20 protein-coding genes are annotated in these 17840 nt (G+C 60.1%); 19 read left to right on the top strand and 1 reads right to left on the bottom strand.

What is annotated here, in order from left to right:
* Nucleotide 1: 1 nt before the first annotated feature.
* On the bottom strand, nt 2-1219 hold the full coding sequence (locus BJ885_RS20355; protein ID WP_121932667.1) for an MFS transporter: 1218 nt from the start codon (nt 1217-1219) through the stop codon (nt 2-4).
* A gap of 145 nt (nt 1220-1364) precedes the next feature.
* On the opposite strand from BJ885_RS20355, the gene BJ885_RS20350 reads away from it, so the two are divergent.
* The 19 genes from BJ885_RS20350 (at nt 1365) to BJ885_RS20260 (ending at nt 17839) form a co-directional block, all read left to right on the top strand.
* Nucleotides 1365-2414 carry an AI-2E family transporter gene (locus BJ885_RS20350; RefSeq protein WP_023309517.1) on the top strand — a complete coding sequence of 350 codons (1050 nt, stop codon included), beginning with the start codon at nt 1365-1367 and terminating at the stop codon, nt 2412-2414.
* Nucleotides 2415-2751: 337 nt separating this feature from the next.
* Nucleotides 2752-3141: a hypothetical protein gene (locus BJ885_RS20345; protein ID WP_121932666.1), complete on the top strand. Its 390-nt coding sequence runs from the start codon at nt 2752-2754 to the stop codon at nt 3139-3141.
* Between the two features lie 69 nt (nt 3142-3210).
* A complete protein-coding gene (locus tag BJ885_RS20340; protein WP_121932665.1) occupies nt 3211-4275 on the top strand; it encodes a methyltransferase in 1065 nt (354 codons plus the stop codon).
* 68 nt (nt 4276-4343) lie between these two features.
* A complete protein-coding gene (locus BJ885_RS20335) occupies nt 4344-5066 on the top strand; it encodes a beta-ketoacyl synthase chain length factor (RefSeq protein ID WP_121932664.1) in 723 nt (240 codons plus the stop codon).
* Nucleotides 5063-5878 carry a 1-acyl-sn-glycerol-3-phosphate acyltransferase gene (locus BJ885_RS20330; RefSeq protein ID WP_032662215.1) on the top strand — a complete coding sequence of 272 codons (816 nt, stop codon included), beginning with the start codon at nt 5063-5065 and terminating at the stop codon, nt 5876-5878. Before BJ885_RS20335 ends, BJ885_RS20330 begins: the two co-directional genes overlap by 4 nt.
* Nucleotides 5859-6116 (top strand): phosphopantetheine-binding protein, encoded by a 258-nt coding sequence (locus BJ885_RS20325; RefSeq protein ID WP_008503081.1) that lies wholly within the window; start codon nt 5859-5861, stop codon nt 6114-6116. Before BJ885_RS20330 ends, BJ885_RS20325 begins: the two co-directional genes overlap by 20 nt.
* Nucleotides 6117-6126: 10 nt before the next feature.
* Complete coding sequence (locus BJ885_RS20320; protein ID WP_024908875.1) at nt 6127-6378, top strand: acyl carrier protein; 252 nt, start codon at nt 6127-6129, stop codon at nt 6376-6378.
* A 6-nt stretch (nt 6379-6384) separates the two neighbouring features.
* Nucleotides 6385-6972 (top strand): hypothetical protein, encoded by a 588-nt coding sequence (locus BJ885_RS20315; protein WP_121932663.1) that lies wholly within the window; start codon nt 6385-6387, stop codon nt 6970-6972.
* Nucleotides 6965-8326, top strand: a complete 1362-nt coding sequence (locus BJ885_RS20310) for an AMP-binding protein (RefSeq protein ID WP_121932662.1) — start codon at nt 6965-6967, stop codon at nt 8324-8326. The genes BJ885_RS20315 and BJ885_RS20310 overlap by 8 nt, the downstream gene beginning before the upstream one ends.
* Nucleotides 8313-8666 (top strand): hydroxymyristoyl-ACP dehydratase, encoded by a 354-nt coding sequence (locus BJ885_RS20305; RefSeq protein WP_045888417.1) that lies wholly within the window; start codon nt 8313-8315, stop codon nt 8664-8666. Before BJ885_RS20310 ends, BJ885_RS20305 begins: the two co-directional genes overlap by 14 nt.
* Nucleotides 8657-10348, top strand: a complete 1692-nt coding sequence (locus tag BJ885_RS20300; protein ID WP_121932661.1) for a glycosyltransferase — start codon at nt 8657-8659, stop codon at nt 10346-10348. The genes BJ885_RS20305 and BJ885_RS20300 overlap by 10 nt, the downstream gene beginning before the upstream one ends.
* Before the next feature lie 3 nt (nt 10349-10351).
* Complete coding sequence (locus BJ885_RS20295; protein WP_061716356.1) at nt 10352-10774, top strand: thioesterase family protein; 423 nt, start codon at nt 10352-10354, stop codon at nt 10772-10774.
* A complete protein-coding gene (locus BJ885_RS20290) occupies nt 10771-11376 on the top strand; it encodes an outer membrane lipoprotein carrier protein LolA (protein WP_029740662.1) in 606 nt (201 codons plus the stop codon). Before BJ885_RS20295 ends, BJ885_RS20290 begins: the two co-directional genes overlap by 4 nt.
* Nucleotides 11345-13669 carry an MMPL family transporter gene (locus BJ885_RS20285; RefSeq protein WP_121932660.1) on the top strand — a complete coding sequence of 775 codons (2325 nt, stop codon included), beginning with the start codon at nt 11345-11347 and terminating at the stop codon, nt 13667-13669. The genes BJ885_RS20290 and BJ885_RS20285 overlap by 32 nt, the downstream gene beginning before the upstream one ends.
* Complete coding sequence (locus BJ885_RS20280; RefSeq protein ID WP_047646807.1) at nt 13666-14244, top strand: DUF3261 domain-containing protein; 579 nt, start codon at nt 13666-13668, stop codon at nt 14242-14244. Before BJ885_RS20285 ends, BJ885_RS20280 begins: the two co-directional genes overlap by 4 nt.
* A gap of 1 nt (nt 14245) precedes the next feature.
* Nucleotides 14246-15415, top strand: a complete 1170-nt coding sequence (locus BJ885_RS20275; RefSeq protein ID WP_121932659.1) for a beta-ketoacyl-[acyl-carrier-protein] synthase family protein — start codon at nt 14246-14248, stop codon at nt 15413-15415.
* Nucleotides 15412-15885: a hypothetical protein gene (locus tag BJ885_RS20270; RefSeq protein ID WP_063441614.1), complete on the top strand. Its 474-nt coding sequence runs from the start codon at nt 15412-15414 to the stop codon at nt 15883-15885. The genes BJ885_RS20275 and BJ885_RS20270 overlap by 4 nt, the downstream gene beginning before the upstream one ends.
* Nucleotides 15882-16613, top strand: a complete 732-nt coding sequence (locus tag BJ885_RS20265) for a 3-ketoacyl-ACP reductase FabG2 (RefSeq protein WP_032662188.1) — start codon at nt 15882-15884, stop codon at nt 16611-16613. Before BJ885_RS20270 ends, BJ885_RS20265 begins: the two co-directional genes overlap by 4 nt.
* The gene (locus BJ885_RS20260) at nt 16610-17839 is read left to right on the top strand and encodes a beta-ketoacyl-ACP synthase (protein ID WP_029740667.1); all 1230 of its coding nucleotides are present in this window, start codon (nt 16610-16612) and stop codon (nt 17837-17839) included. Before BJ885_RS20265 ends, BJ885_RS20260 begins: the two co-directional genes overlap by 4 nt.
* Nucleotide 17840: the final 1 nt, after the last annotated feature.

The raw sequence follows: 17840 nt of genomic DNA, 5'->3' as shown, positions 1-17840 counted from the left end.
TTCACGACGATGACGTGGCCTCCGGTGCCTGCACCGGGGGCCATTTTTTTAGCCGCCACGTCAGCAGCAGCGCAATCACCACCAGACCCGCCGCGGCAAGATAGATCACCGGAACCCCTGCCCAGGCCATCACCAGCCCCGCCAGCGGGCCGGTAATGCCTAAAGACATATCCATAAACACCGTATAGGTCGCCAGCGCCGCCCCCTGATTCTGCTGCGGCACGGCTTTTACCGCCACCACGCCCAGCGCCGGGAAGACCAGGGAAAAGCCTGCCCCCGCGAGGAACACGCCCACTTTCGCGACCCAGGGCACCATCGCTATTCCGGTCAGCAGCAGCCCGACAATCTCTATCGCAAAGCAGATCATCGCCACGTTCAGCCCGCCCAGACGGTTGATGCCGTTAGGGAAAAGCAGACGGGCGCCAACAAACGCACAGCTGAACAGGGTTAACGCAAAGGCCGCGCCGTCCCAGCCTTTGGCGTCGTAGAACAGGGTAATGAAGGTCGCAATCACGCCGAAGCCGGTGGTCGCCAGCGCCAGGGCCATGCCGTACGGCCAGACGCGCCCCAGCACCGCCCGAAACGGCAGCGGCTTGCCTTTGCTGGCCTTCACTTTCGGGCGCGGCAGCGCAAAGAGGATCGCCAGCAGCGCGACCACCATAATGGTGATGGCCAGCCCATGCAGCCCGCCCAGCGCATAGCAGGCCACGCCGAGCGGCGCCCCGAGCGCCATCGCACCGTAGGTGACAATCCCGTTCCAGGAGATCACCCGGCCAATGTGCGGCGCGCCTACCACACCCACGCCCCACAGCGTTGAGCCGGTTCCCGCCAGACTTTGCCCGATGCCAAGAATGACGCGGCCCAGGCAGAGCAGCGCCAGGCTGACCAGCGGCCAGTGACCGGTTGCGGCAGCCAGCAGATAGCTCAGGCCACTGAGAAAACAGCCGCACAGCCCCACCACCACGATGCTTTTTGGACCGAACGTGTCCGCGTAGCGCCCGGCATGCGGGCGGCTGAGGAGCGTGGCGAAATATTGCAGGCTAATCACCAGCCCCGCCCAGAAGGCGCTGAAGCCCATCACGTCATGGACATAGCCCGGCAGGACTGCCAGCGGCAGGCCGATGGTCAGATAGCTGGCAAAGTTGAAAATCACAACGGAAACGATGCGCAGATTGAGGCGCAGTCCGCTCAGTGCCGGTTCAGCGGCAGGTTCGGGCATGGGGTTCTACCTGGATTTTTTACAACAGTGTTTCACTATTACCACGGCGCAATAAGAAAATCAGCCCCGACTTTCAGATTAACGGTGCCAGACGAAGCGAAGCCCGGGCACTACACTTATCGGGTCATCATATTAAGGAACACGCATGATCGCTAACCCGTCCGACAAAGCAGGACTCCACATCTTATTAAAACTCGCCTGTCTGGTGGTTATCCTTGCGGGTATCCATGCTGCCGCCGACATTATTGTTCAGCTCCTGCTGGCGCTCTTTTTTGCCATCGTGCTTAATCCTCTGGTCACCTGGTTTTTACGCCGGGGCGTCAGCCGTCCGGTGGCCATCACCATCGTCGTCATCGTGATGCTGATTGGCCTGACGGCGCTCTTCGGCGTGCTGGCGGCATCGCTGAGTGAATTCTCCACCATGCTGCCGCAGTACAACAAAGAGCTGACGCGTAAAATTGTCGCGCTGCAGGAGATGGTGCCCTTCCTTAATCTCCATATCTCACCCGAACGGATGCTGCGCAGAATGGACTCCGAGAAGGTCATGACCTACGCCACCACCTTGATGACGGGGCTTTCCGGCGCGATGGCCAGCATTCTGCTGCTGGTCATGACGGTGGTGTTTATGCTGTTCGAAGTTCGCCACGTCCCCTATAAGCTGCGCTTTGCGCTGAACAATCCACAAATTCACATTGCCGGCTTACACCGGGCGCTGAAGGGCGTCTCCAAATATCTGGCGCTGAAAACGCTCCTGAGCGTCTGGACCGGGGTGATTGTCTGGCTGGGGCTGATGCTAATGGACGTGCAGTTCGCGCTGATGTGGGGCGTGCTGGCCTTTCTGCTGAACTACGTGCCCAATATTGGCGCGGTGCTTTCCGCCGTACCGCCGATGATTCAGGCGTTTCTGTTTAACGGCTTCTACGAATGCATGCTGGTCGGCGCGCTGTTCCTCGTGGTGCATATGGTGCTGGGCAATATTCTTGAGCCGCGCATGATGGGGCACCGGCTGGGCATGTCGACGCTGGTGGTATTTTTATCCTTACTGATTTGGGGATGGCTGCTGGGCCCGGTCGGTATGCTGCTGTCAGTGCCTCTGACCAGCGTATGTAAAATCTGGATGGAGACCACCAAAGGCGGCAGCAAGCTGGCGATCCTGCTCGGGCCAGGGAGGCCGAAAAGCCGATTACCCGGGTAACGGACCTGCCTGTACAGGCAGGTTTAAACCGTCAGTAATACACCGTAAATTACCGCGCCCCTAATCCGTCGCGGTTTTTTTATTTGCGTTAAGGCGATATTCATTCTGTTTTTAATTACGCCGCGCGCATTACGTTCAAACGCAATTCATGATTTAACGCAAATTATAAAAAATGAAATCCTTATTTATTTTCCATGTTATTATTCCCGCCTTCGCTTCAACGTAATGCAAACATTAATATTGATTAAAAATTACACCTGGCGATAGCAAAAAGCCGGATGAATATTATTTGTAAAAACCACTGCCTTTAATTGTTATTATTGATATGGAGTTGTTGATGAAAAAGATCGTTAAATGGTGTGCTGCTGCCGTATTCGTTGGCGCGCTGGCAGGCTGCGCGCGTACCGCGCCAATCGCTCAGGTTCACTCTATTGTAAGCACAGGCCATACTGCCGATCAGGTAAAAACGGCAATTATGAAAGCAGGCCAAAAACGCGACTGGATCATGACGGAAACCGGCCCGGGAATGATTAAGGGGCGTCTGCAGTCACGCGATCACTCGGTCCAGGTGAGTATTCCGTACACGGCAACAAGCTATTCAATCAACTATGAAAACAGCCTTAACCTGAAAGCGGCAGACGGTAAAATTCACAAAAATTATAACCGCTGGGTGAATAACCTCGACCACGATATTCAGCTGAACCTCTCCTCTGGCGCCGCGCTGTAATATTTTTCTAAAGTCGGGCCGCGTATGGCCCGATAACCTCTCTTTATTGCCCTCAAAGGTTACGCAGTCATGTACGAAAAGGACACACTCAGCGCACTGGATGCCATTACCGAAGCGCAGCGCATCGCCTTTGCCCCGATGTTATTCCAGACTGCGCTTTGTCTGCGTAACTCAGGCGTTCTCGCCTGGCTTGATAAACAAGGTAAAGAGGGGGCAGGCCTCGAGGAAATAACCGAACACAGCACGCTCGGCAGCTATGCCGTCAGCGTACTGCTGGATATGGGATTAAGCGGTCGAATTGTTACCCAACAGAATGGACGTTATTTCCTGGCGAAAGTGGGCCATTTTTTACTGCACGACGAAATGACCCGCGTAAATATGGATTTCACCCAGGACGTTTGTTACCAGGGGCTATTTCACCTGGCGGACTCCCTGCAGGAAGAAAAACCGGCCGGATTAGCCGTGTTTGGCAACTGGCCAACCATCTACCCGGCGTTATCCCAATTACCTGCTGCGGCGAAAGAGAGCTGGTTCGCCTTCGATCATTACTATTCTGACGCCGCTTTTGACGCTGCTTTGCCATATATATTCGCAAGCTCGCCGACAAAATTGTACGATGTGGGCGGAAATACGGGTAAATGGTCGTTACGCTGCTGCCGCTATGACGAAAATGTTGCCGTGACGATCCTCGATCTGCCGCAGCAGATAGCGCTGGCGCAGGAAAACATCGCAAAAGCAGGTTTTTCTCATCGTATTGCATTCCATGCTGTCGATATGCTTAGCCCAGCAACATTGCCGGGTGACGCCGACGTCTGGTGGATGAGCCAGTTCCTGGATTGTTTCTCTCCGGATCAGATTGTCGCCATGCTGACGCGCGTCGCACAGGCTATGAAGCCAGGCGCACGTTTGTGCATCATGGAGCTTTTCTGGGATGCTCAGAAATTTGAAGCAGCCTCTTTCAGCCTGAATGCCACCTCGCTCTATTTCACCTGTATGGCGAATGGTAATAGCCGGTTTTACAGCGTAGAGAAGTTTTATCGCTACCTGGAGAGCGCAGGTTTCAGCGTTGAACAGCGGCTGGACAACCTTGGGGTCGGTCATACCCTGCTGATATGCACCAAACGTGAACAATAGAGCAGCTTAGCTGCCCGGGTGGCCCAGCCTGCCCTTTGAATACGGTTATTTTTCGCGGACGCGCGTAGATGAAATTTTCACTGAACATTATCGACTGGCAGGCAAGAGCGCCAGGACTCAGCGATGCCACAGAGTGGCAGGCGTGGTCGCGCCTGCAGCTGGCCGTCGATCCAGCGGCCCCGCTTCCCCGCCTGACCGCTTTACCCATGATGACCGCGCGCCGCCTCAATTCAGGCAGTAAGCTGGCGGTGGATATTGGTCTTGCCATGCTGCAAAACCACGCCATTGATGCCGTCGTCTATTCCAGCCGCCACGGCGAGCTGGAGCGCAACGACCGTATTCTGCATGCTCTGGCGACCGGGCAGTCCGTTTCACCCACCGATTTCGCGATGTCCGTGCACAATTCCGCGGTGGGTAATCTCACGATCACCGCACGCCAGGCCATCGTCTCGTCATCTATTTCTGCCGGACTGGACACCTTCCAGCAGGCCTTATGTGAAGTGCTGAGCCTGCTGCAGGCGGGCTATTCCCGCGTCCTGCTGGTCGATTTTGACGGCGCGCTGCCGGAATTTTACCATCCGGCGCTACCGCCGCAGATGCCCACCTGGCCCTACGCGCTGGCGCTGGTGATTGAATCCGGCAACGGAATGCAGTGTGAAACCCGCAGCGGCAGCACGGGTGAAGAACCCGCCCTGGCGCAAAGCCTGATGTTCCTGCAGCGCTATCTCAGCGAGGAACGTCAGTTTGTGGTGCCCGGCGAACGTTTGCTGTGGCAATGGACGCGCGCATGAACCGCCTGGCCGCCCGTATCAACTGGCTATGGCGTCTGGCGATGACCGGCTTCTGCTTCGCGCTGTTTGGCGTGGGCGGGCTGTTGCTGTCGCTGGTCTGGTTCAACCTGCTGCTAATCGTCCAGCGCGACCGCGCCAGCCGTCGCCGCCTGGCGCGTCGCAGCATTGCGGCCAGCTTCCGCTTCTTCCTGACCGTGGCGCGCGGCCTCGGCGTACTGGACTATCGCATTCACAATCTTGACGCGCTGCGCAGCGATCGGGGTTGTCTGGTGGTGGCAAACCATCCCACGTTAATTGACTACGTGATTCTGGCGTCAGTGATGCCGGAAACCGACTGTCTGGTGAAGAGCGCGCTGCTGCGCAACCCCTTTGTCAGCGGCGTCATCCGCGCGGCGGATTACCTGATTAACAGCGAAGCCGAGCCCCTGCTCGCGGCCAGCCAGCAGCGTCTGGCTCAGGGCGACACGCTGTTAATCTTCCCGGAAGGCACGCGCACCCGGTTTGGCGAGGCTATCTCCCTTCAGCGCGGCGCGGCAAATATCGCCGTGCGCTGTAACAGCGATCTGCGGGTGGTGCTGATCCACTGTAGCGAACACCTGCTGGATAAAAAAAGTCGCTGGTATGATGTACCGCCAGAAAAACCCGTTTTCACCGTGGATGTCCGCGACCGCGTGAACATCGACGAATTTTACGATGCAAATGAACAAGAACCGGCGCTGGCGGCAAGGCAGTTAAACCGGCATCTACAGCATCGATTAACATCAGGCCTTCAATCTTTGTCAGGAATTAATGATGCAAGCGCTTTATCTTGAAATTAAGAATCTCATTATCACCACGCTGAATCTGGACGAGCTTACCGCAGAGGATATTGATACCGATGCCGCGCTGTTTGGCGATGGGCTGGGTCTGGACTCCATTGACGCGCTGGAACTGGGTCTGGCCGTGAAAAACCAGTATGGCGTGGTGCTTTCTGCTGAAAGCGAAGAGATGCGCCAGCACTTCTTTTCCGTCGCCACGCTGGCGTCCTTTATCAACGCTCAACGCGCCTGAGATGTGAACGATGACTGAACAAGAAACCATTTACCAGGAAGTCTGCGGCCTTCTGACCAAGCTCTTTGAAATCGACCCGCAGGACATTACGCCCGAAGCCCGTCTTTACGAAGACCTGGAGCTGGACAGCATTGACGCGGTGGACATGATTGTTCATCTGCAGAAGAAAACGGGCAAGAAAATCAAGCCGGAAACCTTCAAGTCGGTTCGTACCGTTCAGGATGTGGTAGACGCCGTCGAACAGCTTCTGCGCGAAGAGTAAGACGTCGTGCGTGGTGGACGGACGTTCCCGGTCATCCCACTGCTGACGGGGCTGATGCTGCTGGCGTGGCCCTTCCTGATTGGATTTGGGCTGACGCACAACAGCCTGCAGTGGCTGTTGCCGGTGATGGCGCTGTTAATGCTGCTGCGGCTGCGCCAGGCGCGGCGGAACGCTGGCCCGATGCGGTATGTGGTGCAGTGCGTGGCGCTCGCGGGCATTGCGCTCTGCGCGGCCAGCTACCTGCTGAAAACCCACCAGTGGCTGCTGTTCTACCCGGTGGTCGTCAACCTTGTGATGCTGGCCGTGTTCGGCGGTTCGCTGTGGACCGCGATGCCGCTGGTCGAGCGACTGGCGCGCCTGCGCGAGCCAAACCTGCCCCCGGAGGGCGTGCACTATACCCGCAAGGTGACCCTCGTCTGGTGCTGCTTTTTCATCGGAAACGGCGCGATGGCGCTGTTCACCGTGCTGCACGGCGACATGCATCTGTGGACGCTGTGGAACGGTATGGTGGCTTATATCCTGATGGGAACGCTGATGGCGACCGAGTGGCTGGTGCGCCAGCGGGTGATTAAAAAAGAGATGCACAATGACTAACCCCCTTCCGCTGGGCCAGTGGTTAAATGCGCCCCGCCCTGACGACATGCCCGTTGCCTGGCTTGACGATCGTACCTGGACGCTTGGCCAGCTGCGCCACGACGTGACCTTGCTGGTCGACACCCTGCGTCAGCAGGAAGGCGAGCGCTGGGCGCTGTGCTTTGAAAACAGCTACCTGTTTATCGTTGCGCTGCTGGCCTCGCTGCATGCCGGTAAAACGCCGGTTATTCCCGGCCATAGCCGCGTCTCGCAGCTTGAAGAACAGCAGTCGTTGTTTAGCGGCGTTCTGAGCGATCGGACTCTCGATTTCCATGGCAAGCTGATTGTGGTGGCCTCCAGCCATCAGACGGCTAGCCGCTGGTCGCCCCTGCCGGAGATTGACGAAAGCCGCTTCGTTGAGCTGTTCACCTCCGGCTCCACGGGTACCCCGCGCCGGGTGATTAAGCACATCGTCAGCCTGGATCGCGAAGCCCGTCTGCTGGCTGACCGCTTCGGCGAGCGGCTGACCGGCTGTAGCGTTGTCGCCTCGGTCGTACCGCAACATCTGTACGGCCTGACATTCCGCATCGTATTGCCGATGGCGCTGGGCCTGCCGCTGCATGCCGCGATGCTCTACTACGCAGAGCAGCTGGCCGCCCTTCCTCATGACCGGCATTACCTGTTCATCAGCAGCCCGGCGTTCCTGAAGCGCCTGGATACGGAGCTGCCCGCGCCGCCCGTCAGAATGCTGATTTCAGCAGGCGGAATGCTGCCGTGGTGTGACGTCGCCACCACCGCGGGTTGGCTTAACATCTGGCCGGATGAAATTTATGGCAGTACCGAAACCGGGATCCTCGCCTGGCGCCATCGCCAGCAGGATAACGTGCCGTGGCTCGCGTTCCCCGGCGTTATCTTCCATCAGGAAGATAACGCCTGTCGCGTCACGTCGCCACTGATCCATGAGGAAGAAGGACTCCAGCTGGATGATATCCTCCACTTCGACAGCGAGGGGCTGTTCAGCATCGCCGGTCGTCGCGGGCGGGTGGTCAAAATTGAAGAAAAGCGCATCTCGCTTAACGAGATCGAACGTCGCCTGCTGGAGCTCGACGGCATTTGCGAAGCGGCTGCGCTGCCGGTCACGCGCGGAGGCCGTCAGGGGATTGGCGCGCTGCTTGTCCTGGACGAAGCGGTTCGCCAGCGCGGGTATATGCAGGATAAAAAAGCGCAGGAGTTCGCCTGGCGTCGCGCCCTGCTGCCGTGGCTTGAGCCGGTCGCCGTTCCGCGCTACTGGCGCATTGTCGATGAAATGCCGGTAAACAGTATGAACAAGCGTGTCTATGCGCAGTTAGAGGAGTTATTTCATGAAAATTCATGAAATTGAGCGCCGCCAGACACAGCCGGAGAAGCTGGAAATCATTTTGCATCTCGACGCGGCGCTGTTCTGGTTTCAGGGCCATTTTGCCGTACAACCGCTGCTGCCCGGCGTTGCGCAGCTTGACTGGGTGATGCACTACGCCACGACGTTACTGGCACCGGGCTACCGCTTTCACAGCATTCAAAACGTGAAGTTCCAGGCGCCTCTGCTGCCGGAAACCACGGTGACGCTGGTGCTTGAGTGGCATGCCGAACGTCAGATGCTGACCTTCAGCTACCAGCGTCACGCCGGGGCGGAGCGCCATACCGCCAGCAGCGGGAAAATTCGGCTATGTCAGTGATCTTTCGCCCCTGCGTGCTGATCCCGTGCTACAACCACGGCGCCATGATTGCCCGCGTACTGTCGCGTCTCGCGCCGTTCGGCCTGCCGTGCCTGGTGGTAGATGACGGCAGCGAAGCGATCACCCGACAGGAGCTCGAGCGCCTGGCGGCAGAGCAGCCGCAGGTAACGCTGATCCGTCTGGCGGAAAACGCCGGGAAAGGTGCCGCGGTCATCAGGGGGCTGGAGGAGTGCGCGCGCGCGGGCTATACCCACGCCGTGCAGGTGGACGCGGACGGTCAACACGCCATCGAAGATATCCCCAAACTGCTGGCGCTGGCGGAGCGCCACCCGGACGCGCTGATTTCCGGCCAGCCCATTTACGATGATTCCATTCCACGCTCGCGGCTCTACGGACGCTGGGTAACCCACGTCTGGGTGTGGATTGAGACCTTATCCCTGCAGCTTAAAGACAGCATGTGCGGCTTTCGGGTCTATCCGGTCTCGCCCACGCTGCGGCTGGCAGCGCGTGAAACGCTCGGCAAGCGGATGGACTTTGACACCGAAGTGATGGTCCGTCTCTACTGGCAGGGCAATGCCAGCGTCTTTCTGCCCACCCGCGTCACCTACCCGCAGGACGGGTTATCCCACTTCGACGCGTTAAAAGATAACGTGCGGATCTCCCTGATGCATACCCGGCTGTTCTTCGGCATGCTGCCCCGCATACCCGGCCTGCTTTTCCGTCGACGCCGCCAGCACTGGGCGCAGCAGGACGAGGTCAAGGGCCTGTGGGGAATGCGCCTGATGCTGCGCGTCTGGAAGCTGATGGGGCGACGGGCCTTTACGGTGCTGCTGTGGCCAACGATCGGCGTGTACTGGCTTATCGCGCGTCCGGCGCGCCAGGCCTCGCGGCAGTGGATTGAGAGAGTGAAGCACGAGCTGCGTCAGCGGAACATGACCGTTCCCCCGCGGCTCAACAGCTTTTTCCATTTCATGCGCTTCGGCAACGCGATGCTGGATAAAGTCGCCAGCTGGCGCGGTGAGCTGAAGTTTGATCGCGACGTGGTCTTTGCCCCCGGCGCGAGCGAAACGCTTAACGTCGCGGCGCCGCAGGGCAAGCTGCTGCTGGCCTCGCATCTTGGCGACGTTGAGGCCTGCCGGGCGCTGGCCCAGCTGGACGGCAGCAAAATTATCACCGCCCTGGTCTTCAGCGAGAACGCCCAGCGCTTTAAGCAAATCATGAGCGAAATGGCGCCCCAGGCGGGCGTGAATTTGATATCGGTTACCGACATCGGCCCGGACACCGCGATTGCCATCAAAGAGAAGCTTGAGCGAGGAGAATGGGTCGCGATTGTGGGCGACCGCATCGCGGTGAATCCGCAGCGTGGCGGCGAGTGGCGGGTGATCTGGAGCCCGTTCATGGGCCAGCCAGCGCCGTTCCCGCAGGGGCCGTTTATCCTGGCCTCCATCCTGCGCTGCCCGGTGGTGCTGATTTTTGCCCTGCGCCAGCAGGGTAAGCTCGTCCTGCACAGCGAACCGTTTGCCGACCCGCTGCGCCTGCCGCGCGGTGAACGCCAGCAGGCGCTGCAGGAGACCGTCGATCGCTACGCGCAGCGGCTGGAGCATTACGCCCTCATGTCGCCGCTCGACTGGTTTAATTTTTTCGATTTCTGGCATCTGCCAGAGTCCAGAGAGAAGGAGTAAAGGGTGCTGACCGATCCCCGCTTTACGACTGAAGTCGAGATCACCGTTCCGTTCCACGACGTCGATATGATGGGCGTGGTCTGGCACGGTAACTATTTCCGCTACTTTGAGATCGCCCGCGAGGCGCTGCTCAATCAGTTTAACTATGGCTATCGCCAGATGAAGGCCTCCGGCTACGTCTGGCCCGTCGTCGATACCCGGGTAAAATACCGCGATGCGGTGACCTTTGAGCAGCGTATTCGCGTCCGCGCGCATATTGAAGAGTATGAAAACCGCCTGCGCATTGCCTATCAAATTTTCGATGCGCAGACCGGCAAACGCACCACCACCGGTTACACCATCCAGGTAGCGGTAGAAGAAGCCACCCGCGAAATGTGCTTTGTGAGCCCGGCAATACTGTTTGAACGAATGGGAGTGACGCCATGAAATGGTTGCCTTTGCTGGCGCTGATCGTCAGCCCGCTGGTCAGCGCCGTGACGCTGGATGAACTGCAGCAGCGCTTCACCGGGCAGCCCGTCGTGCGCGCGCACTTCGAACAGGTTCGCACCATAAAAGATATGCCGCAGCCGCTGCGCTCGCAGGGCGAGATGCTGATCGCCCGCGACAGCGGCCTGCTGTGGGATCAAAAAGCGCCGTTTCCGATGACGCTCCTGCTCGATGACAAGCGGATGGTTCAGGCCATTAACGGCCAGCCGCCGCAGACCGTCACCGCCGACAATAATCCTCAGATGTTCCAGTTCAACCATCTTCTGCGGGCCCTGTTCCAGGCCGACCGCAAGGTGCTTGAAGAGAACTTCCGCATCGATTTTAAAGACCTGGGCGCGGGCCGCTGGTCGCTGGTGCTTACGCCCAAAACGACGCCGCTGGACAAGATTTTCGCCACCCTCGATCTGGGCGGCGCGACCTATCTGGAGACGATTCGCCTCAACGACAAACAGGGCGATCGTACCGATATCGCCCTTTCACGCCACCAACTGACGCCCGCCAGCCTGACCGATGACGAACGCCAACGCTTTGCCGCACCGTAAATCCCTGCGCCCGGCGCTGCTGTGGGCCACGCTATGCCTCATTCTGCTGGGCGTGCTGCTGTCGCTGCTGCCCGGCGCGCGTCTGAACAGCAGCGTGCTGGCCATGCTGCCGAAGCAGACGCTGGGGGCGATCCCGCCGGCGCTCAACGACGGGTTTATGCAGCGTCTCGACCGCCAGCTGGTCTGGCTGGTCAGCCCCGGCAAAGAGCCCGATCCGCGCGTGGCGCAGCAGTGGCTGACGCTGCTGCAAAGCAGCGATTCGCTTAGCGAGGTCAAAGGCCCGATGGACGCCGCCGGGCAAAAGGCCTGGGGAGAATTCTTCTGGCAGCACCGGAATGGCCTGATCGATCCCGCCACCCGCGCCCGCCTGCAAAACGGCGGAGAAGCGCAGGCGCAGTGGATTTTATCTCAGCTCTATTCGGCCTTTTCCGGCGTCAGCGGCAAAGAGCTGCAAAACGATCCCCTGATGCTGATGCGCGGCTCGCAGCTCGCTCTGGCGCAAAACGGCCAGAAGCTGCGGCTGATGGACGGCTGGCTGGTCACACAAGATGAGGCGGGAAACTACTGGTATCTGCTGCACGGCGAGCTGACGGGCTCGTCATTTGATATGCAGCAGACCCACCGGCTGGTGACGACGCTTAACGCGCTGCAGGAGACGCTAAAAGCGCGTTTCCCGCAGGCGCAGCTGCTTTCTCGCGGGACCGTGTTCTACAGCGATTACGCCAGCCAGCAGGCCAAACGCGACGTCTCGACGCTGGGCATCGCCACCCTGCTTGGCGTGTTCCTGCTCATCGTCGCGGTGTTCCGCTCTCTGCGCCCGCTGCTGCTGAGCGTGCTCTCGATTGCCATCGGCGCGCTGGCGGGCACGGTGGTGACGCTGCTGCTCTTTGGCGAACTGCACCTGATGACGCTGGTGATGAGCATGAGCATCATCGGTATTTCAGCCGACTACACGCTCTACTACCTGACCGAACGGATGGTGCACGGCGCGGAGCACTCCCCGTGGCAAAGCCTGGCCAAAGTACGCAATGCGCTCCTGCTGGCGCTGCTGACGACCGTTGCCGCCTACCTGATTATGATGCTGGCCCCCTTCCCCGGAATCCGCCAGATGGCGGTGTTCGCCGCCGTGGGGCTGAGCGCCTCCTGCCTGACGGTGATTTTCTGGCATCCGTGGCTGTGCCGGGGCTTACCGGTACGCCCGGTTCCGATGATGGTTATCATGCTGCGCTGGCTGGCCGCCTGGCGACGCAATAAAAAATTGTCCGTTGGTCTGCCCGTCGCGCTGGCGCTGCTCTCCGCCGTGGGGATGAGCACCCTGAGGGTGGACGACGACATCGCCCAGCTGCAGGCCCTGCCGAAAGATATTCTGGCGCAGGAGAAGGCCATTACCGCCCTGACCGGACAGAGCGTCGATCAGAAATGGTTTGTGGTGCATGGCGCCTCGCCTCAGCAAACGCTGGAGCGGCTGGAAGCCTTTACCCCGGCGCTGGCACAGGCGCAAAAAGCGGGAGAGATTGCCCGCTGGCGTACCCTGCCGCTGAACTCGCTGGCGCGCCAGAAAAGCGATCTTACGCTGCTGCAGAACGCCGCGCCTGCGGTAACGAACGTGCTGAAAAGCGCCGGGCTCAGCGCCGTAGCCCCGAATCTCGACGCCATGCCGGTCAGCGTGGACGCGTGGCTTAAAAGCCCGGCCAGCGAAGGCTGGCGTCTGCTCTGGCTGACCCTGCCCAACGGGGAAAGCGGGGTGCTCGTGCCGGTGGACGGCGCGAAAAACAGCGCTTACCTCGGTGAACTGGCCGCGCGCCATGACGGCGTCGTCTGGGTCGATCGCAAAGCCAGCTTTGACAGCCTGTTTGCCCTCTACCGCACGCTGCTGACGGGGCTACTGTTTGCCGCGCTGGTGGTGATTGCCTGCGGGGCGATGCTGCGCCTCGGCTGGCGTAAAGGGCTGATAAGCCTGGTGCCGTCCGTGCTGTCGCTGACCTGCGGGCTGGCGGTGCTGGCCGCAGCGGGCCACCCGGTGAATCTGTTCTCACTGCTGGCGCTGGTACTGGTGCTCGGCATTGGCATTAACTACACGCTGTTTTTCAGCAACCCGCGCGGTACGCCGCTGACCTCAATGCTGGCGATTACGCTGGCCATGATGACCACGCTGCTCACGCTGGGCATGCTCGTCTTCAGCGCCACCCAGGCCATCAGCAGCTTTGGCATCGTGCTGGTGAGCGGTATTTTTACCGCCTTCCTGCTGGCTCCGCTGGCGATGCCGGATAAGAAAGAGAGAAAACGTAAATGAACGCTTTTTATCGCGCCGTTGCGCTGGCCGCGGCGCTGCTGCTGGCAGGCTGCAGCCATTCGACCGATACCAAAGAGACGCGTCCCCAGGCCTGGCTCCAGCCGGGCACCAGAGTGATGCTGCCGCCGCCCGGCATTAGCCCGGCGGTAAGCTCCCAGCAGCTGCTGACCGGCAGCTTTAACGGACAAACGCAGTCCCTGCTGGTGATGCTCAACGCGGATGCGCATAAGGTCACGCTGGCCGGGCTCTCTTCCGTGGGCATTCGTCTGTTCCTGGCAACGTACGATGAGACCGGTATTCATACCGAGCAGTCTATCGTCGTGCCGCAGCTGCCGCCCGCCAGCCAGGTTCTGGCCGACGTGATGCTCAGCCACTGGCCGATTAGCGCCTGGCAGCCGCAGTTGCCGAAGGGCTGGACGTTAACGGACAATGGCGATCGGCGCGAGCTGCGCAACGACAGCGGCAAGCTGGTGACGGAGATTGTCTACCTGCAGCGCAAGGGCAAGCGCGAGCCGATCAGCATCGAGCAGCACGTCTTTAAATACCACATCACCATTCAATATCTGGGTGACTGAGATGATTTATATATCCGCTGTTGGCATGGTCAACGCGCTGGGCAACTCGCCTGACGAGATTGCCGCGAACCTGACGGCAGGCGTGGCGCCGGGGATGTACGCCCGGACCGGCTGGTTGCAGGGTTTACCCGAAGCCGTACTGGGCGGCGTGGAAGGCGAGCTGCCGCCCATCCCGGACACCTTCTCCGCACACCGCACCCGCAATAACCAGCTGCTGCTGGCCGCGCTGGCGCAGATTCAGCCCGCCGTTGACGAGGCCATCGCCCGCGTCGGTCGCGACCGCGTGGCCGTGGTGCTGGGGACCAGCACCTCCGGGCTGGATGAGGGCGATGAGCACGTGCGCCGCATGACCCATGGCGAAGCGAGCACGCGCTGGCAGTATCCGCAGCAGGAGCTGGGCGATCCGTCCCGCTTCCTCGCCAACTGGCTTCAGCTCGAAGGGCCGGCCTATACGATCTCGACGGCCTGCTCTTCCAGCGCGCGGGCGATGATCGGCGGCAAACGTCTCATTGAAGCCGGACTGGTGGACATCGCCATTGTCGGCGGGGCCGATACCCTGAGCCGGATGCCCGTCAACGGCTTTAACAGCCTTGAATCCTTCTCCCCCACGCTCTGCGAGCCGTTTGGTCGCGACCGCCGGGGGATCACCATCGGTGAAGCCGCCGCGCTGATGGTGCTGAGCCGGGAGCCCGCCGACGTGGCGCTGATCGGGACGGGTGAATCCAGCGATGCGTACCATATTTCCGCTCCGCATCCGCAGGGCGAAGGGGCGATAAGGGCTATCGCTCAGGCGCTTAACGAAGCGGGTATGCAGCCGCAAGATATCGGCTACATCAACCTGCACGGCACGGCCACGCCGCTCAACGATCAGATTGAATCGCAGGTAGTACACGATCTTTTCGGGGAAAGCGTGCCGTGCAGCTCAACCAAACACCTTACCGGCCATACGCTGGGTGCCGCAGGTATTACCGAAGCGGCCCTGAGCTGGCTGATTCTGACGCGCGATCTGCCGTTGCCGCCGCAGGACTTCGCCCGCTACGCACCGGACGACACGCTGGCGCCTTGCGGCCTTCTGCACCAGCGCACCGCCCTGAAAAAGGCGGTCATTTTGTCTAACTCGTTCGCGTTTGGCGGCAATAACGCCAGCATCCTGCTGGGGAGAGCCTCATGAGCTACTTATCACCCGAAGCCTATTTGCCGCACGAGGCGCCGATGATGCTGCTGGGATCCGTTGAGAACGTTACGGACGACACGGCGGTCTGCCGCGTGGCCGTCAACGGGCAAAGCGTGCTGGCGCCGTTTCTCAATGCCGATGGCGACCTGCCGGGCTGGTACGCGCTCGAGCTGATGGCGCAAACCGTCGGCGTCTGGTCAGGCTGGCATCGCCAGCAGCAGGGGCAGGATCATATCGCGCTGGGCATGGTGCTCGGCGCGCGCGAGCTGGTCTGCGCCAGCGGGCATTTCGCCGCAGGCCTGACGCTGGACATCACCGTTAAGCTGCTGATGCAGGACGAACGCTTCGGCAGTTTTGAATGCGCGATTTCCGCGAATGAAGAGACGCTGGCCACGGGCCGGGTCAATACCTTCCAGCCGAGCGCAGAAGAATTAACATCGCTTTTTAATCAGGGATCTAACGCATGAGTCGTTCCGTACTGGTCACAGGGGCCAGCAAAGGCATAGGGCGCGCCATCGCCCGCCAGCTTGCCGCCGACGGGTTTACCGTAGGCGTGCATTACCATCGTGATGCCGCAGGCGCGCAGGAGACGCTGGACGCCATCACGCAGGCGGGTGGCAACGGTCGTTTACTCGCCTTTGATGTGGGCAACCGCGAACAGTGCCGCGAGGTGCTGGAGCAGGAGATTGAAGCCCATGGCGCATGGTATGGCGTGGTCAGCAACGCCGGAATTACGCGCGACGGCGCCTTTCCGGCGCTGAGCGAAGACGACTGGGACAGCGTGATCCACACCAATCTCGACAGTTTTTATAACGTCATTCACCCCTGCATTATGCCGATGATTGGCACCCGTAAAGGGGGGCGCATTATCACCTTATCGTCCGTGTCCGGCGTGATGGGCAACCGCGGACAGGTGAACTACAGCGCGGCCAAAGCGGGTATTATCGGCGCCACCAAAGCGCTGGCGATTGAGCTGGCAAAACGCAAAATCACCGTCAACTGCATTGCCCCGGGCCTGATTGATACCGGCATGATTGAGATGGAAGAAGCCGCGCTGAAGGAAGCGATGTCCATCATCCCAATGAAACGTATGGGCCAGGCTGAGGAGGTCGCCGGGCTGGCAAGCTATCTGATGTCGGATATTGCGGGCTACGTTACCCGCCAGGTCATTTCCATTAACGGAGGAATGCTATGACGCGTCGCGTGGTGATTACGGGCATGGGCGGCGTGACCGCCTTTGGCGAAAACTGGCAATCCGTTTCCAGCAGGCTGCTGGCGTATGAAAACGCGGTGCGTAAAATGCCGGAATGGCAGGTGTATGATGGCCTGCATACCCTTCTGGGCGCGCCGATCGACGATTTCACGCTGCCGGAACACTATACCCGCAAGCGTATTCGCGCCATGGGCCGGGTGTCGCTGATGTCGACCCGCGCCACCGAGCTGGCGCTGGAACAGGCGGGGCTGATTGGCGAAGCGGTGCTCACCAACGGTCAAACGGGTATCGCCTACGGTTCTTCGACTGGCAGTACCGGGCCCGTCAGCGAATTCGCGACCATGCTCACCGAAAAGCACACTAATAACATCACCGGGACAACCTACGTCCAGATGATGCCGCACACCACGGCGGTGAATACCGGCCTGTTCTTTGGACTACGCGGCCGCGTCATCCCGACCTCAAGCGCCTGTACCTCCGGCAGCCAGGCGATTGGCTACGCCTGGGAGGCCATTCGCCACGGCTATCAGACCGTCATGGTCGCGGGGGGCGCAGAGGAGCTTTGTCCGTCTGAAGCGGCGGTGTTTGACACGCTGTTTGCCACCAGCCAGCGCAATGACGCGCCTAAACACACCCCGTCGCCATTTGATACGCAGCGCGATGGTCTGGTGATTGGGGAAGGCGCAGGCACCCTGATTCTGGAAGAGCTGGAGCACGCCAGAGCGCGCGGGGCCACGATCTACGGTGAAATCGTGGGCTTTGCCACTAACTGCGACGCGGCCCATATCACCCAGCCTCAGCGTGAAACCATGCAGATTTGCATGGAGCAGTCGCTGGCCATGGCGGGATTAAGCGCCCGGGATATGGGGTATATCTCCGCGCACGGTACCGCCACCGATCGCGGCGATATCGCCGAAAGCCTGGCCACCGCCGCTATCTACGGTGACAGCGTGCCGGTGTCCTCGCTGAAGAGCTATTTTGGCCATACGCTGGGCGCCTGCGGCGCGCTGGAAGCGTGGATGAGCCTGCAGATGATGCGTGAAGGCTGGTTTGCTCCGACGCTCAATTTAACGCAGCCGGATGAGCAATGCGGTGCTTTAGATTATATTATGGGAGAAGCCCGTCAGATTGACTGCGAGTATCTGCAGAGCAATAACTTCGCGTTTGGCGGCATCAACACCTCGATCATCATTAAACGCTGGGCGTAAC

Origin of the sequence: Enterobacter sp. WP_7_1, assembly GCF_003688535.1 — a bacterium.
Taxonomy (GTDB): Bacteria; Pseudomonadota; Gammaproteobacteria; order Enterobacterales; family Enterobacteriaceae; genus Enterobacter; species Enterobacter asburiae.
The sequence above is the reverse complement of the archived record's forward strand: the minus strand, read 5'-3'. Positions and strand labels throughout refer to the sequence as shown.

Excerpts from the sequence above, each read along its gene's own strand:
- BJ885_RS20265 (WP_032662188.1), top strand. The coding sequence starts at position 15,882 with ATGAGTCGTTCCGTACTGGTCACAGGGGCCAGCAAAGGCATAGGGCGC.
- BJ885_RS20275 (WP_121932659.1), top strand. The coding sequence starts at position 14,246 with ATGATTTATATATCCGCTGTTGGCATGGTCAACGCGCTGGGCAACTCG.
- BJ885_RS20285 (WP_121932660.1), top strand. The coding sequence starts at position 11,345 with ATGACGAACGCCAACGCTTTGCCGCACCGTAAATCCCTGCGCCCGGCG.
- BJ885_RS20345 (WP_121932666.1), top strand. The coding sequence starts at position 2,752 with ATGAAAAAGATCGTTAAATGGTGTGCTGCTGCCGTATTCGTTGGCGCG.
- BJ885_RS20305 (WP_045888417.1), top strand. The coding sequence starts at position 8,313 with ATGAAAATTCATGAAATTGAGCGCCGCCAGACACAGCCGGAGAAGCTG.
- BJ885_RS20300 (WP_121932661.1), top strand. The coding sequence starts at position 8,657 with ATGTCAGTGATCTTTCGCCCCTGCGTGCTGATCCCGTGCTACAACCAC.
- BJ885_RS20325 (WP_008503081.1), top strand. The coding sequence starts at position 5,859 with ATGCAAGCGCTTTATCTTGAAATTAAGAATCTCATTATCACCACGCTG.
- BJ885_RS20260 (WP_029740667.1), top strand. The coding sequence starts at position 16,610 with ATGACGCGTCGCGTGGTGATTACGGGCATGGGCGGCGTGACCGCCTTT.
- BJ885_RS20350 (WP_023309517.1), top strand. The coding sequence starts at position 1,365 with ATGATCGCTAACCCGTCCGACAAAGCAGGACTCCACATCTTATTAAAA.
- BJ885_RS20355 (WP_121932667.1), bottom strand. The coding sequence starts at position 1,219 with ATGCCCGAACCTGCCGCTGAACCGGCACTGAGCGGACTGCGCCTCAAT.
- BJ885_RS20290 (WP_029740662.1), top strand. The coding sequence starts at position 10,771 with ATGAAATGGTTGCCTTTGCTGGCGCTGATCGTCAGCCCGCTGGTCAGC.
- BJ885_RS20320 (WP_024908875.1), top strand. The coding sequence starts at position 6,127 with ATGACTGAACAAGAAACCATTTACCAGGAAGTCTGCGGCCTTCTGACC.
- BJ885_RS20270 (WP_063441614.1), top strand. The coding sequence starts at position 15,412 with ATGAGCTACTTATCACCCGAAGCCTATTTGCCGCACGAGGCGCCGATG.
- BJ885_RS20330 (WP_032662215.1), top strand. The coding sequence starts at position 5,063 with ATGAACCGCCTGGCCGCCCGTATCAACTGGCTATGGCGTCTGGCGATG.
- BJ885_RS20335 (WP_121932664.1), top strand. The coding sequence starts at position 4,344 with ATGAAATTTTCACTGAACATTATCGACTGGCAGGCAAGAGCGCCAGGA.
- BJ885_RS20280 (WP_047646807.1), top strand. The coding sequence starts at position 13,666 with ATGAACGCTTTTTATCGCGCCGTTGCGCTGGCCGCGGCGCTGCTGCTG.
- BJ885_RS20310 (WP_121932662.1), top strand. The coding sequence starts at position 6,965 with ATGACTAACCCCCTTCCGCTGGGCCAGTGGTTAAATGCGCCCCGCCCT.
- BJ885_RS20340 (WP_121932665.1), top strand. The coding sequence starts at position 3,211 with ATGTACGAAAAGGACACACTCAGCGCACTGGATGCCATTACCGAAGCG.